Raw genomic sequence first — 13,428 nt, forward strand, 5'->3', positions numbered from 1 at the left:
GAGGAGCTGTTCGTGGCGTTGACCACGGCTCCCGACCCGACCCGACGCGGCCCCGGATCCGACCGGGCCCACGCTGAGCGGCGTGGGCCCGGACGCTTCCGGAACAGCGAAGGTCTGGCGGGGTACGTCTTCCTGTCGCCGTGGCTCATCGGCCTGATGGGTGTCACGGCAGTCCCCATGCTGCTGTCGCTCTACCTGAGCTTCACCAACTACGACATCCTCACCCCCTTCTCCGAGGTGGAGTGGGTGGGGCTGGCGAACTACGAGCGGATGTTCACCGCCGACCCGTCGTACTGGCACGCGGTGCGGGTGACAGTGACCTTCGCGCTGATCGCCGTACCGCTGAAGCTGGCCGCTGCGCTCGGCGTGGCGCTGCTGCTCAACCGCGCCTGGCGCGGCGTCGGGCTGTTCCGCGGGTTGTTCTACCTGCCGTCCCTGCTCGGCGGCAGCGTCGCGCTGGCCATCGTCTGGGTCAACATGTTCAACCGCGACGGCGCGTTCAACTCGCTGCTGAGCCTCTTCGGCATCACCGGCAAACCGTGGGTCAACGACCCCGACTGGGCCCTCGAAACACTGATGGTGCTGGCCATCTGGCAGTTCGGCGCACCGATGGTGATCTTCCTGGCCGGGCTCAAGCAGGTGCCCACCGAGCTCTACGAGGCCGCGTCGGTCGACGGGGCCGGCCGGTTCCGCCAGTTCCGCAACGTCACCCTGCCGATGCTCTCGCCGGTCATCTTCTTCAACCTGGTGCTGGAGACCATCAACGGCTTCCAGGGCTTCACCGCCGCGTTCGTGCTCAGCAACGGCACCGGCGGCCCTGTCGACTCCACCCTGATGTACACGCTGAACCTCTACATCACCGGCTTCACCGACCTCAACATGGGCTACGCCTCGGCGATGGCCTGGGTGTTCCTGCTCGCCATCGCGGTCATCACCGCGATCTTCTTCAGCACCGGACGGTTCTGGGTGCACTACTCCGACGGGGAGGACCGGTGATGGTGACGGTGACCCCGACGACCGCGGCGCCGACCGCAGCGCCGCCGAACGCGCGCCGACGGCCCGGCGGACGGCCCGTGCTACGACTGCTGATCCTGGTGGCGATCGTCGCCGTGGTGCTCTACCCGCTGATCTGGATGGTGGGCACCTCGCTGAAGTCCCAGGAGGAGATCGTCAACAACGTCGGGCTGCTGCCCGAGCGGTTCACCCCGGGCAACTACACCGCCGGGTGGTCCAACTTCGACGTCAGCTTCGGCCGGTTCTTCCTCAACAGCACCATGGTCAGCCTGCTCACCGTCGTCGGCAACGGGCTCTCCTGCCTGCTGGCCGCGTACGCCTTCGCCCGGCTGCGGTTCCGGCTGCGCGGCATGTGGTTCGCCGTCATGATCGGCACGCTGCTGCTGCCCCAGCACGTGCTGATCGTTCCGCAGTACATCCTGTTCCGCACGCTCGGGCTGGTCGGCGGTGACTGGCCCTACCTGCCGCTGCTCATCCCGCAGTTCCTGGCCACCGAGGCGTTCTTCGTCTTCCTCATGGTGCAGTTCATGCGCGGCGTCCCCCGGGAGCTGGACGAGGCGGCCCGCATCGACGGCGCCGGACCGTTCGGCATCTTCCGGCACATCATCCTGCCGCTGAGCCGTCCGGCGCTGGTCACCACGGCGATCTTCTCGTTCATCTGGACCTGGAACGACTTCTTCCGGCAGTTGGTCTTCCTGTCCCAACTGGAGGACTACACCGTCCCGGTCGCGCTGACCCTGTTCATCGACTCGACCAGCCAGAGCGCTGTCGGCCCGATGTTCGCCATGTCGGTGCTGTCGCTGCTGCCGGTCTTCCTGTTCTTCGTCGCGTTCCAGCGGATGCTCGTCGAGGGGATCAACACCAGTGGCATCAAGGGCTGAACCGGTCGACACCGGCGGGCGGCGGGACTGGCGCGACGTCGCCCGCGACGCCGCCGACCTCGCACTGCTCGGCATCCTGCTGACCCTGGCGGCGGCGCCCCTGCTCACCGCCGCCGCGGCGGCGGGCACTGCCAGTGCGGCGGTGCACGACTGGACGCGCACCGGCAGCTGGCCGTCGGCGCGCACGACAGTGCGCCGGTTCGGCCGTTCGGTGCTGCCCGGTGTCCCGGTCAGCCTGCTCGCGCTCACCGGCGCCGCGCTGCTCGCCGCCGACCTGGCGGCGCTGGCCACCGGCCGGGTGCCGGGCGGCCCGGCGGCGCTGCTGGTGACGGCGCTGATCGCTGCCGGCCTGGCCGGGTACGCCGGGCTGGTCGTCGTCGAGGTGGGCGGCAACGGGGGAGGGCGGTGGCGGGCCTCGGCCCGGTCGGCCGCCCGCGCCTGCCTCGACGCGCCCAACCGCTGGGCCGCGCTCACCGGGGTCGTCGCGCTGGCCGGGCTGCTCGCCGTCCTGGTCACCCCGGTCGCGGTGCCGATCCTCGCCGGCTACACAGTGGCCGCCCTGCACGCCGTCGCCGCCCGCCGGCCGGTCCCGGCCGATCCCACCGCCGGCCGGTCGGTCCCGGCCGCCGCAGTCGGCCGCCGGGAGCTGACGTGAGCGGGGAACCGGTGCGGCTGACGGTCGATGCCACGGAGGTGGCGCGGTACGTGCTCGAACCGGCGCTGGACCCACGGCACGGGCCCCGACCGTACCTGCACCCGGTCCGCACGCTCGGCGGAACGGTGGTCACCGACGCGCTCCCCGCCGACCACGTATGGCACCTCGGCGCGTCCCTCGCGGTGCAGGACGTCGACGGCAGCAACCTCTGGGGCGGGCGCACCTACGTCCGCGACGTCGGCTACACCTGGCGCGACGACCACGGCGTCATCGCGCACACCGGCGAGGTCGAGCGGTCCCCGGGTCGGTACGCCCACGATCTCCAGTGGCGCGACCGGGCCGGCGGGGTGCTGCTGACCGAACGACGAGGGCTCGCCGTGTCGGCGGTCGCGCCGGGCACCTGGCGGCTCGACGTGGACTCCGTCCTCACCGCCCCGGTCGACCGGGAGGTGCGCCTGGGTAGCCCGGCCACCAACGGCCGGCCGGGCGGGGCCGGCTACGGCGGGTTCTTCTGGCGGGCGGTCGCCGACGGCGAACCGGCGGTGTTCACCGCCGACGCGGCGGGGGAGGAGACGGTCAACGGCAGTGCGGCGCCGTGGCTCGCGCTGACCGGGGCCGGGTCGGGCGGCGGGGCGTACACCCTGGTCTTCGCGGGCCTCGGGCCGGACGACCGCTGGTTCGTGCGGACCGGGATGTATCCGGGGGTCTGCGTGGCGTTCGCGTTCGACCGCCCGGCGGTGGTGCCGGCCGGTGGACGCCGGCACGGCCGGTACCGGGTGTGGGTCGCCGACGGAACCCTCGACCGGGAAGGTGCGGCGGCAGTGGTCGCGACGGTGCCGTGAACCCGCGCGGCCCCGGTGGTCAGCTGGACCGGTCGATCAGCTCACGGATCGCCACCTGGTACGCGGCCTGGGTGTGGTACGGCCAGTGGCCTTCGATCGGCGGCGGCACGGTGTCCGCCGGGTCGATGGTCAGGCTGCGGGGATCACGCAGTCGCATGAAGGGCAGCAGCAGCATCGAGGCCGTCCGTACCCCCCGCGCCGGCGGTCAGCGAACCCCAGCGGTACGCCTCGACGGCGACCCCGTCGGTGGCCCCGCCGGCGGTGCCGCTGCCCGGCCGGGGCCGGAAAAAGCCCGCGTGCGTGATCCCGGCGACCCGGGTCACGACCGGGTGGTCGAGGATCCGTTCGCGGTGCGATGAGATGACGTACGTTGCCGGAGGAAGTCGTCAGTGGGGCAGTCACGTCCACGGGGGGTTCCACGATCGTGATGAGGACCAACGCCGCCATGCGGAGCCTGGTCGGCAGCGCGGCCTTCGCCGCCGACCAGCCGACCGTTCCCGAGCTGGAGCAGGACACACTCGACGCGGGCTGGACGGTGGAACCGAGCGGCGCGCTCCTCCTCGTGGCGCATCGGCCGAAGCGCGTGCACGACATCCCGGCGGAGGCGCTCGGGGAAGGCGAGTACGAGATCAACGACGTCCACGTGTCTCTTGACGACCTGGGTAGGGAGAAAGTCGAGTTCCTCCCCAGGGCGGCGTCGCGTGGCCTGTACTTCGCCCGCCGAATGCTGGCGGCGGCGCGTGGCCTGCCGGGCTCGGCGACGCTCCAGGCGGCGGTCGCCATCCACGTCGACGTGGATGACGAGGACTTCGCCCTCCAGGGCGCCACGATCCGCTTCTTCAGCCGGCGGGGGTCCTATCCACAGTGGTTCGAAGACCTGGAGGTCTACACCCATGAGGCGATCGCCGTGCTGGACCTGTCCGCCTCGACAACCTGATCCCCGTCAGGCCCGGCTCCCGAGGGGCGGGTGGTGGCGTCAACGGGTCGGTAGGGCGGCGGTGACTCGGATGGCCTTGACGATCGCCGGGATGGAGCCGATCAACAGCACCAGCCCCCAGATGATCGCGATGATCGCGAAGACCAGCGCCGCCACGTCGTCGACGATGCTGACCAGGATCACCGGCACCAGGTTGTGCAGGAACTCCAGCACGACAGTGCACAACAGGGTGGTGAGGATCAGCAGGACGAGCCCCTTGTTCTGCAGGAAGCGCGGCTGGGCCAGCACCAGCATCCCGGCCCACACCAGTTTGAGTAGCAGCACCAGCCCGAGCAGCATCGCCGCCTCGCCGACCGGGAAGAAGCCCCACAGCGCCAGGTACGCCAGGGTGCCGAACGGGACGGCCAGGAACAGCGACACCATGATGGACAGCTCCACGAACGCGACGACCAGCGCGATCAGCCCGACGATGATCAGGATGATCGAGAAGATCAGGCTGGCGACGCCCTGTACCCGACCCTGGACGCGTTCGGGCAGCAGCAGGCCCAGGCAGAACAGCCCGGTGCTCCAGACCGCCACCGCGTCGATCAACGCCAGGTAGCCGGTGCCCCGGCCGGACGGTTCGCTGACCCCGGACACGTCGTCGAGCTCCACGTCCAGCGCGCCGGCGCTGTCGGTGAGGGCCGCGCCGGCGTCGGCGCCGCCGAGCAGCAGCCCGGCGCCGAGCTCGACCCCGATCGCCAGGACGATGGCGAGCATGGCCAGCAGCAGGAACGGCTTGCGCAGGTCACCCACGGCGGCACCTTCCTTTCCAGTCCGGGTGGGGCCAGGAACGACTCAGGAGGTGGTCACGACGACAGTGCAACCGCCCAGGCCGGGGCAGACCAGGCCCACCTCGGTGGCCTGGTCGACGGCGATCTTCGCCACCGCGCCGGTGCCGTCCGCCGCCGGCTCGACCTCGTCGCGGATGGTGAGGTCGGCGTCCCCGGGAGCTGGGGCGACGACAGTGAACCGGGCCGTGCTGCGCAGCACCAGCGTGCGCAGTCCGCCGGGGTCCGCCACCCGCACCAGGCAGTTGCCGGAGAACGCCAGCCGACCCGTCTCGTCGGCGCAGTCGGCGCTGACCGTCGCCGGATCCACAGCGGACCGCTCGCCGGCCAGCGCGCCCAACCGGTCGACGAACCCGTTCCGGGCCCCCGGATCACCACTGTCGTCGCGGCCCGCGCCGACCGCGACCACGAAGAGCGCCACCAGCAGGACGGCGAGCAGCCCCAGCAGGGCTTTCTGCCGACCACTCATCGCGCCACGGCCTGCGCCAGGATCTCGGTGAACCGGAACGTGTCCACCCCGGCGAAGTAGGAGTTCGTGCCCTGCGTCTTGCCGACCACCAGCAGGGTGACCTGGTGGGGGCCCTTGGTGAGCCGGACCGTGCCGACGTCCAGGAACTCGGTCTTTCGCACAGTCGGCGTGAAGCCGAGGAACGTGCCGCCGACCTGGTTGCCGTCGATGGCGAAGACGGTGTTGGCGTAGTCGAGGGCGGTGGTCCGTACCGTGGCGAAACGCCAGGTGCCGTCGGCCGGGATCTGCACCGTCACGGTGACCTGATCGCCGATCGCCAGCCCCGTGAAGAAGAGCTGCTTGTCACCGGACCAGGTCACCCCGCAGCAGTTGGGCTGCGCGCCAACGGCCGCTTTGCTGTTCTGCGGCGACTTGATCACCGCGCCCTCCACCAGGCTCTCCGCCTCGACGGTGACCACCCGCGGCTCGCCGGGGGCCGGCTCGCCGTCGCGGGTCAGCAACACCACCCCCACGGCGACCACCACCAGCACCAACGCCGCGGCGGCGGCGATCCACAACCACGGGGTACGCCGTGGCGGCGCGACCGCCCGCACCTCGTAGGTGACCCGGCCGCTGGAGCGGGAACTCTCCTCCGGCGCGGTGTTCGCCGAGTACGCGAACCCGGTCATGTCGTAGCGGCGGGGCGGGGTGCCGGCCGGCACGGCGAGCTTGACCAGGAACGACACCGACCCCTGGCCGGGTACCACCCGTTGCGGCTCGGCGACGGTGAACCAGGCCCGCTGGGAGCCGTCGCCGGGCGCCACGTCGAACACCACGGTGTCCGGCGCGTTGCCCGGGTTGGAGACGGTGAAGGTCAGCTCGCCGCTGTTGCGCGGGTCGACTGTGAACTGCTCGGCGGCGGCGACGACCGCCCACTCGGTGGTCATGGCGACTCCTCTTCCAGGACGATCTCGACGGTGGCCGAGGCGGGTTTCTCCGCCTCGACGATGCGGGTGATCACGGCGAGCTGATCGGCGGCGGCGACCGGCACCCGCACCACGACGTGGAAGGCCCGCTCGGCGGGCTCGTCGATGGCGAAGCCCGACATCCCGGTGGCCAGCTCCAGGGCCCGGCGCAATCCGTACGGGGTGCCGCGCCAGCGGGCCAGCAGGGCGGCGTTGGCCACCAGGTCGCGCAGCCGACCCACCGGCAGCGGCAGCGGGGTGTCCGGCCGGGGCGAGGCCACCACGTGGTCCATCGCCACCCAGCGGGTCAACCGCACCACCAGCCCGTCCGGTGCCCGGTACGGGTCGAACAGCGCATCCACCTCGGCGAGGATCGCCTCGTCCGGGGCGTGCAGGCCCTCCATCACGTCCAGCAGCGCCCACAGCACGCTGCCCGGCACGCAGGCCCGCTGGTAGGCGGCGGGCAGCAGCCGTTCAATCGCCGAGCGTCGCATCCTGGCGCACCACCTCGATGTCGTGCTCGCCGGAGCAGAGCAGCCAGGTATCCGGGACGGTCACCACATCGGCGGTGGCCTGGTTGGCGCTGGGCGTCCAGGTGACGGCGTCGGCGCTGCGGTGCACGCCACGTTCGCCGCTGGCCAGGATCAGCCGCTCCGTCGCGCCGGTGCCGCCGGCGGTTGCGCTGCCGGCCGGTGCGCCGCCGGCCGTCGGGCCGCTCACCGCGATGGCGTCGACCGGCACGAACCGGGTCCGGTCCCGCAACGGCAACCCGCAGTTGACCGACACCGCCTGCCACTGCGGCTGGGCGGCCAGGGTGTCCAGCCGCAGCACCCCTCCGCTCTGCGTGGCCGCCACCGCCTGCTGACCGGCGAACGCGAGGTCCCGGCAGGTGCCGCCGATCCACCCGGCCTGCATCGCCTGCCACTTCACGTCGGACTCGAACAGCCGGGTGCGATGGCAGCCCTGGCCGGGCTTCTTCGGGTCCGGTTCGCCGGCGCCGCTCCACAGCAGGGTGGCCGGGCCGTCGTACTGCACGGCGAGGACCCGGTTGTCCACGTTGGCCAGACCGACGTGGGTGAAGCTGCCGGGTCGGCCACCGCTGGTCGACAGGTACACCCCGAAGCTGGCCTGCGCCGCCACCGCAACGCCCGGCGCGCCCCGCTCGGAGACGAACGTGCGGACCGCGTAGAAGCCCCGGTCGGCGTCGGACGGGTCGACCAGGATCTGCAACGGCACCGCCCCGGGCAGCAGCGACACCTCGTACAGGCCGGTGTCGGTGGCCACCAGCAGCGCGCCCGCGCCGTCGCGGTCCAGCCAGGCCACGTCAGTGATCCGCGAATCCAGGTCGGTGAGCAGCGACCACGTATCACCCAGGTCGGTGCTCAGGTGCACCCGGGAGCCACCCGATTCGCGAAGCGTCACCACGGCCACCGAGCCGGGACGGGCGACGATGCCCGGCCGTACCGGGGCAGGTGCGGGCGCCACCCGCAGCACCGTCTCGTCGTCGAAGCGACCGGCCGGTTCCCAACCCGCGCCGCCGTTGCTGGAGCGGAACAGCACCGGGCCGCGCCCGGCGTACCAGGTGCGCGGCTGGTACTGGTCCACGGCGAGGGCGCGGACGTCGGCGTCGGGCGCCTCGTCGACCACGAACCGTACCGACTCGACGTAGCGCACCCCCGGCTCGGCGTGCTCCAGCAGCCGGTACACGTTGGACGCCCGCAGTGGCTCGCCGAACGGCCAGCCGGTCGGGTTGAGCGCGGTGGGCAGCGGGCTCAACGTCTGGTGCAGCCGGTCGTGGATGCGGCGACGGACAGCGTCCACGTCCTCCTCGCGACGGACCACCACCCGGGCCCGCACCGACACCGCTTTGAACCGCGCCCAGCTGGCCCGGGAGCGGATGCCGACCATCCGGCGTTCCTCCAGGTCCGCCTCGACCCGGTGCCGCGCCTCGGGCACCTCGTGTTCGCGCAGCACCGCCACCGGCAGCCGACCGCCCGGTCGGGCCGCCTCCGGCACGTACGGCACCAGCACCACCTCGACCTCACCCGGCCGGGCGAAGCTGTACACCGCCGCGCGGGTGAAGGCCCGCGCCCGCGCCACCGCGCCGGAGCTGGTCGCGAGGACCTCGAAGTCGCGGGCGGTGACCGCGCGCTGCTGGGCGAAGAACTCGTACGGGCCGCGCAGCAGCACCGATTCCAGCGCCTCCACCTCCCGGCCGCCGGCCGCCGGGGCGGGGTTGTCGACGCGTACCCCGGGTAGTGGGTCGCGCAGGCTGGTCAGGGTGCCCGCCGCCACGTTGCCGGTGGGTCCGCCACCGGCGCGGTACCAGAGCCGGATCTGTCGTCCGGCCGGCGGCACCGCCGCGACTGTCACAGTGCTCGCCGGCGTGGCCGTGTCGGCGGTGACCTCGCCGGGCGGGGTCGCCCCGGCGGGGGCCCGCAGGTCGAGGGCCGGGGCGAAGATGACAGTGCCCGAGCAGCGGTCGACCAGGTACGCCTTGGCCTGCGGGCCGAGCCCGGCGAAGCTCTCCACCGGCTGCCAGATCTCGAACGTGCGACCGTCGTGCTCGCGGGCCGCCGCGCCCAGCTCGACAGTGCCGGCCGGCACCTCCACCCCGAGCAGCAGGTCCAGTGCCTCGGCGGTGTGCGTCAGCGGCGCGTGCGCCGCGCGCAGCACCTGCCCCGGCTGGCCGGTGCCCACCCCGAGCAGCTCTGCCTCGACCGGTTCGCAGTGGTGCATCCGTACCGTCACCGACGTCTCGTCGGCGGGCAGCAGCGTCGGTTCGGTGGTGACGAACACGACCGGCCGGGGGTCCGCGCCCCGGGCCGCCGCGACCCGCAGCCCGGCCGGGATCCGGACCGCGCCGCGGTCGGTGCCGGTACGGGTGAACCGGACGTCCGCCCAGGCCGCTGTCGGCGCGTGCCGGGTGACCCCGAGCAGGTTCAGGAACGAGACGTACGCCTTCTCCGGCAACTGGTTCAACCGGTAGATCATCACCTCGGTGAGGTGCGCGAACGTCTCCACCAGCGCCATGCCGGGGTCGTGCGCGGACAGGTCGGTCCACGCCGGGCAGGACTGCCGGATCCGTTCCCGGGCCTCGGTGACCAGGTCGAGGAAGCCGCGATCGTCCAGGTGCGGCACGGGCAGCGTCATGAGGGTCCTCCCTGGGCGGGCTCGTCGGCCGGGAGCAGGTCCACGGAGAAGACCAGTTGCCCAGGTGTCAGGCTGGCCCGCACCCGGTAGTCCAACCGGATCACCAACCGCCACGCGTCGTCCGGGTCCGGCCCGGCGTCCACGTCGATCACCTCGACCCGGGGCTCCCACCGGGCGATGGCCTGCCGGACGTAGTGGATGGCCAGACCGGCAGTGGTGTCGTCGTTGGGCGCGAAGACCAACCGGTGCAGCCGGGAGCCGTACCCGGGTCGCATCAGCCGCTCGCCCGGCGTGGTCGACAGGAGCAGGAACAGCGCCTGCCGTACGCTCTCGTCGCCCTCGGTCATCGCCAGGCCGCCGGCCGCGGTGAGCGCCAACCCGCCGGTACGGCCGGCGTCGAAGCCGGCGCCGACGAAGCGGAACGCCCTCATCGGTCCGCCCCCAGGAACTGCTGGCGGGGGTCGCGCACCGTGTGCTTGACCAGCCCCGGCGGTGTGCCGTTGGTGAACCCCTCCAGGTGCGACAGCACCACCCGGTGCCCGTCGATCCGGAGCCAGTCGCTGTAGCCGACCCGGACGGTCAGCGTCGTCGTGCACGGCTTGATGGTCGGGCCGTAGTTCGGGCAGGCGGTGATCGTGCGTCCCTCCGGGTCGTCGTCGACGAGCACGGGCACGCCGGTGACCGTCACCCACTGCCGCGAGGGTCGGTTCTCGACCCGGCCGTCGTGATCGCAGGTGATCACGGAGTCACTGTGGATCCAGCGCATCAGCCGCCTCCTTGGTGGTGGGCGCGGGCGAGCGAACGGGCCTGCTCCGCCGCGGTGGTCGGGTCCTCGGTCGAGTCGGCGTGCAGGAAGTCCACGCTGCGGGCGCGTACCACCATGGCCCGGCCGGGTGCGGAGATCACCAGGTCGGACGCCGCGTGAAGGGTGGCCAGGTCGGGGGTCAACTCCAGGAAGCTGCCGCCCTCGGTGGCCAGCCGCAGGCTGCGCCGCACGTCGTCGACGACTATCGACTGCCCGCCGGCGGTGCGCATCGTCCAGCGGCGGGCCTTTCCGTCGTCGATGCCCGCGTCGTACGGCTCGACGGCGCCGAACAGCGAACCGAGCACGATGCCCGAGGCCGGCTCGCCGCCGGGCAGCACCACCAGCACGGTGTCACCCGGATCGGGCAGCGCCACCAGGCCCTTGCCCGGCCCCGCCCCTGGGCAGAGCACGGCGAGCCAACCGGCGTCCAGGTCCCCGTACGCCGGCAGGGTCAATCGGACCCGGCCCAGCCCGTCCGGGTCGGCGACGTCGGTGACGGTGCCGAGGGTGACCACCGCCCCGCCGGTCGGGGTGGCCGCTGTGGCCGGCGGCACCGTGGAGAAACGGGTCAGGTGCCCGTTGCCGTCCACCGTGTGCACCACCTCGGTCAGCACGTACGTCCCGGAGACCGGGTCGGGCACCCCGCCGATGTCGACGCGGCGGCCTGGCCGGAGCGCCGGATCGCCCTCGGTCACCCCCTCGGCCGTGACCAGCGTCGCCGCCCGGGTGTCCAGGCGGGCCTGGGCCAGCGCGGCCAACTCGTCGTCGCTGCGTCCGGGCTGGTCCACGGCGGTGCGAACGCCGTCGGCACCCACGTCGGCCGGGTCCGGGCGGTCCTCGGCGGGCCGGCCGCAGCGCGCCTCGTCGACCTGCTGGCTGATCACCTCGGCCCGCTGCGGGTGCCAGCCCAGGGCCGCGCTGGCGCCGCTGGCCTGGTCGGTGTTGGTGGACAGCCGCAGGGTGTGCACCTCCGCGCCGAGCGTCAACGCGACAGGCTCCCCGTAGCCGGCGAGCGTGACCAGCCGGACGCCGTCGCCGTCGGCGACCAGGTGCAGCCCGGCCCGGCCGGCCACCTCGCGCAGCAACTCCAGATCGCTGTGCCGGTGCTGGAGCAGCCGCTCCAACCGAGGGCCGTCGGCCTCGGCGGTCACCGCCAGCCCCACCGCGCCGCACAGCTCCCGGGCCAGCTCGACGGCGGTCACCGAGGTGAAGACCCGCAGCCCCTGCCGCTTGCGCAGCCGGTGCAGCGGGTCGTACGCCCGCAGCCGCAGCACCGCCGCCCCGTCGGCGGCGTACTCCACCTCCACGCAGGTGACCTCACCGGTGAACAGGGCGTCCGCGTGGTCGGCGAGCCGTACGTCGAGCGTCGTGCCGGGGCGTACCGCCGGGTCGAGCGCGCCGGGCCCGACCGTGGTGGCGAGCACCAGCTCGGCCTGGGTGGGCTGGTCGAGGCGGGCCGCCACCCGCAGCGAGCGGACCCGCTGACGGGCCGCGCCGACCAGTTCGGCACCGTCGAGTGCGACGATCAACGCCCGGGGCGCGATGCTGGTCACGGCGTACCGCCGGGGTTTCCGAAACCACTCGCGGTCGGGCCGACGGCCGCGTCCCGCGGCGTGCCGGCGATCGAGGCGCCCACGGACGACGCTCCCGCGCCCACTGCACCGGCCACCGCCCGCGCCAGCCCGGTCACCGCTCCGCCGATGGTCGACCCGCCGCCGGTGCCGGCAGCCGGTGGGACGGCGAGGGTGGTGCCGGCCGGCACGGCGAGGGGATCGGTGATCCGGTTGTGTTCGGCCAGCAGTCGCCACCGCAGCGGCGAGCCGAGCGCGTCGTTGGCCAGCAGGTCGAAGCGCACACCCGAACGACCCGGCTCGGCCGCCCCGTCACCGGCGGCGATCACCGCGCTGCCCGGCGCGGCGGTCGGTGTGCTCGCGGCGGCCAACTCCTCGGCGAAGCCGGCCTCGGCCTGATCGGCCGTCTCTGCCGCGCGGATCAGTTTGAGCCGCAGCCAGGACCGTCGCGGCGACCCGGTGCCGGTGAACGCGTCGAACCGTTCCGCCACCGCGATGATCACACCGGGCACGTTCCAGGTCTTGCCCCAGACCAACCGGACCAGCGGCGGTCGCAGCCAACCGTGCTCGGCGGTGGAGTTCTCCGCCAACATCCACAATGGACGGGTGAGCACCCGGACGTCGGCCGGACGCAGTTGCGCCTCCACGAAGTCGACATCGAAGAGCAGGTCGAGCACCAGTTCGGTGCGGCCACCGCCGGTGAAGACCAGCGGGTCGTCGGCCAGGCCGGCCCCGGTGAGCTGCCCGCCACCGGCACCGCGTTGGCGTACGCCGGCGAGCCGGGTCACCTGAACGGTCTCCGGGTTGAGCAGGCAGTCCACCCTCTCGCCGGAGGAGTCGATGAGGAAGGCGACGCGTTCCATCAGTCGCCCGCCTGTTCCCGGTCCAGCCGGGTCAGCTGGGCGGTGTCCACCGCCGCACCGGCGACCGACCAGAGTGCGGTGTCGTCGGGCAGCGCCGGCCACGGGTCGAGCGCCGTCGTGTCGGCCTGGAACGCCGCGCTCTCCGGCCCTCGCCCGACGCCCGGATCGCGGTGCGCCGAGCCAGTCCACGCGGCACCTGCGGCCCTCGCGGCTGACCCGTTCCGGTCTCTGGCGCCTGGTCCACATCGCTCGCCGACCCGCTGCCCCGACCGTGCCCGATCGTCCGGAAGGGCCGGCCACAGGCCGTCGCCGGTCACCGCCACGCCGCCGGCCGCCGTCATTCCGCCCTCGGTCGACCCCCAGCCTGTGTCTGCCTCGCCGACAGTTGACCGCCCGTGCCGACCCACCCCCCGGTCGGGACTCGCCCCGGCGACGCCGGCGGAGTCAGTCGTGGACCTTGGAAG

At 73.0% G+C, this 13,428-nt stretch carries 16 protein-coding genes; 5 read left to right on the forward strand and 11 right to left on the reverse strand.

The annotated features are described in order from the left end of the window. The first annotated feature begins 12 nt into the window (after positions 1-12). From OH804_RS10565 to OH804_RS10580, 4 genes are read left to right on the forward strand one after another with little or no spacing between them, the layout of a single operon-like run. The gene (locus OH804_RS10565; protein ID WP_196923260.1) at positions 13-996 is read left to right on the forward strand and encodes a carbohydrate ABC transporter permease; all 984 of its coding nucleotides are present in this window, start codon (positions 13-15) and stop codon (positions 994-996) included. Beyond that, entirely contained in the window at positions 996-1,895 is a 900-nt protein-coding gene (locus tag OH804_RS10570) for a carbohydrate ABC transporter permease (protein WP_231392662.1), read from the forward strand. The genes OH804_RS10565 and OH804_RS10570 overlap by 1 nt, the downstream gene beginning before the upstream one ends. Next, a complete protein-coding gene (locus OH804_RS10575; protein ID WP_196923259.1) occupies positions 1,879-2,550 on the forward strand; it encodes a hypothetical protein in 672 nt (223 codons plus the stop codon). Before OH804_RS10570 ends, OH804_RS10575 begins: the two co-directional genes overlap by 17 nt. Beyond that, positions 2,547-3,392, forward strand: coding sequence for a PmoA family protein (locus tag OH804_RS10580; RefSeq protein WP_406064697.1), 846 nt, complete (start codon positions 2,547-2,549; stop codon positions 3,390-3,392). The genes OH804_RS10575 and OH804_RS10580 overlap by 4 nt, the downstream gene beginning before the upstream one ends. Before the next feature lie 19 nt (positions 3,393-3,411). Here OH804_RS10580 and OH804_RS10585 read toward each other — a convergent pair whose 3' ends face one another. After that, a complete protein-coding gene (locus tag OH804_RS10585; RefSeq protein ID WP_406064699.1) occupies positions 3,412-3,567 on the reverse strand; it encodes a hypothetical protein in 156 nt (51 codons plus the stop codon). Positions 3,568-3,819: 252 nt separating this feature from the next. On the opposite strand from OH804_RS10585, the gene OH804_RS10590 reads away from it, so the two are divergent. Beyond that, the gene (locus tag OH804_RS10590; protein ID WP_406064701.1) at positions 3,820-4,329 is read left to right on the forward strand and encodes a hypothetical protein; all 510 of its coding nucleotides are present in this window, start codon (positions 3,820-3,822) and stop codon (positions 4,327-4,329) included. Between the two features lie 39 nt (positions 4,330-4,368). On the opposite strand, the gene OH804_RS10595 is transcribed toward OH804_RS10590, so the two are convergent. The 10 genes from OH804_RS10595 to OH804_RS10640 are packed head-to-tail and all read right to left on the reverse strand — an operon-like array spanning position 4,369 to position 13,305. Beyond that, positions 4,369-5,124, reverse strand: a complete 756-nt coding sequence (locus tag OH804_RS10595; RefSeq protein WP_406064703.1) for a hypothetical protein — start codon at positions 5,122-5,124, stop codon at positions 4,369-4,371. 42 nt (positions 5,125-5,166) lie between these two features. Beyond that, a complete protein-coding gene (locus OH804_RS10600; RefSeq protein ID WP_406064705.1) occupies positions 5,167-5,628 on the reverse strand; it encodes a hypothetical protein in 462 nt (153 codons plus the stop codon). Further along, complete coding sequence (locus OH804_RS10605; protein ID WP_406064707.1) at positions 5,625-6,554, reverse strand: hypothetical protein; 930 nt, start codon at positions 6,552-6,554, stop codon at positions 5,625-5,627. The genes OH804_RS10600 and OH804_RS10605 overlap by 4 nt, the downstream gene beginning before the upstream one ends. Further along, positions 6,551-7,066, reverse strand: coding sequence for a phage tail protein (locus OH804_RS10610; RefSeq protein WP_406064709.1), 516 nt, complete (start codon positions 7,064-7,066; stop codon positions 6,551-6,553). The genes OH804_RS10605 and OH804_RS10610 overlap by 4 nt, the downstream gene beginning before the upstream one ends. After that, positions 7,047-9,725 carry a putative baseplate assembly protein gene (locus tag OH804_RS10615; RefSeq protein WP_406064711.1) on the reverse strand — a complete coding sequence of 893 codons (2,679 nt, stop codon included), beginning with the start codon at positions 9,723-9,725 and terminating at the stop codon, positions 7,047-7,049. The genes OH804_RS10610 and OH804_RS10615 overlap by 20 nt, the downstream gene beginning before the upstream one ends. Continuing rightward, positions 9,722-10,156, reverse strand: a complete 435-nt coding sequence (locus OH804_RS10620; RefSeq protein WP_124823053.1) for a GPW/gp25 family protein — start codon at positions 10,154-10,156, stop codon at positions 9,722-9,724. Before OH804_RS10620 ends, OH804_RS10615 begins: the two co-directional genes overlap by 4 nt. Continuing rightward, a complete protein-coding gene (locus OH804_RS10625) occupies positions 10,153-10,491 on the reverse strand; it encodes a hypothetical protein (protein WP_196923251.1) in 339 nt (112 codons plus the stop codon). The genes OH804_RS10620 and OH804_RS10625 overlap by 4 nt, the downstream gene beginning before the upstream one ends. Next, positions 10,491-12,083: a contractile injection system protein, VgrG/Pvc8 family gene (locus OH804_RS10630; RefSeq protein WP_196923250.1), complete on the reverse strand. Its 1,593-nt coding sequence runs from the start codon at positions 12,081-12,083 to the stop codon at positions 10,491-10,493. The genes OH804_RS10625 and OH804_RS10630 overlap by 1 nt, the downstream gene beginning before the upstream one ends. After that, positions 12,080-12,964: a hypothetical protein gene (locus OH804_RS10635; RefSeq protein WP_196923249.1), complete on the reverse strand. Its 885-nt coding sequence runs from the start codon at positions 12,962-12,964 to the stop codon at positions 12,080-12,082. The genes OH804_RS10630 and OH804_RS10635 overlap by 4 nt, the downstream gene beginning before the upstream one ends. Then, positions 12,964-13,305 carry a hypothetical protein gene (locus OH804_RS10640; RefSeq protein WP_406064713.1) on the reverse strand — a complete coding sequence of 114 codons (342 nt, stop codon included), beginning with the start codon at positions 13,303-13,305 and terminating at the stop codon, positions 12,964-12,966. The genes OH804_RS10635 and OH804_RS10640 overlap by 1 nt, the downstream gene beginning before the upstream one ends. Positions 13,306-13,428 lie beyond the last annotated feature (123 nt).

The organism is Micromonospora sp. NBC_00860 (assembly GCF_045207375.1).
GTDB classification, from domain to species: Bacteria; Actinomycetota; Actinomycetes; order Mycobacteriales; family Micromonosporaceae; genus Micromonospora; species Micromonospora vinacea.

Excerpts from the sequence above, each read along its gene's own strand:
- OH804_RS10570 (WP_231392662.1), top strand. The coding sequence starts at position 996 with ATGGTGACGGTGACCCCGACGACCGCGGCGCCGACCGCAGCGCCGCCG.
- OH804_RS10585 (WP_406064699.1), bottom strand. The coding sequence starts at position 3,567 with ATGCTGCTGCTGCCCTTCATGCGACTGCGTGATCCCCGCAGCCTGACC.
- OH804_RS10590 (WP_406064701.1), top strand. The coding sequence starts at position 3,820 with ATGAGGACCAACGCCGCCATGCGGAGCCTGGTCGGCAGCGCGGCCTTC.
- OH804_RS10600 (WP_406064705.1), bottom strand. The coding sequence starts at position 5,628 with ATGAGTGGTCGGCAGAAAGCCCTGCTGGGGCTGCTCGCCGTCCTGCTG.
- OH804_RS10605 (WP_406064707.1), bottom strand. The coding sequence starts at position 6,554 with ATGACCACCGAGTGGGCGGTCGTCGCCGCCGCCGAGCAGTTCACAGTC.
- OH804_RS10610 (WP_406064709.1), bottom strand. The coding sequence starts at position 7,066 with ATGCGACGCTCGGCGATTGAACGGCTGCTGCCCGCCGCCTACCAGCGG.
- OH804_RS10615 (WP_406064711.1), bottom strand. The coding sequence starts at position 9,725 with ATGACGCTGCCCGTGCCGCACCTGGACGATCGCGGCTTCCTCGACCTG.
- OH804_RS10620 (WP_124823053.1), bottom strand. The coding sequence starts at position 10,156 with ATGAGGGCGTTCCGCTTCGTCGGCGCCGGCTTCGACGCCGGCCGTACC.
- OH804_RS10625 (WP_196923251.1), bottom strand. The coding sequence starts at position 10,491 with ATGCGCTGGATCCACAGTGACTCCGTGATCACCTGCGATCACGACGGC.
- OH804_RS10635 (WP_196923249.1), bottom strand. The coding sequence starts at position 12,964 with ATGGAACGCGTCGCCTTCCTCATCGACTCCTCCGGCGAGAGGGTGGAC.
- OH804_RS10640 (WP_406064713.1), bottom strand. The coding sequence starts at position 13,305 with ATGACGGCGGCCGGCGGCGTGGCGGTGACCGGCGACGGCCTGTGGCCG.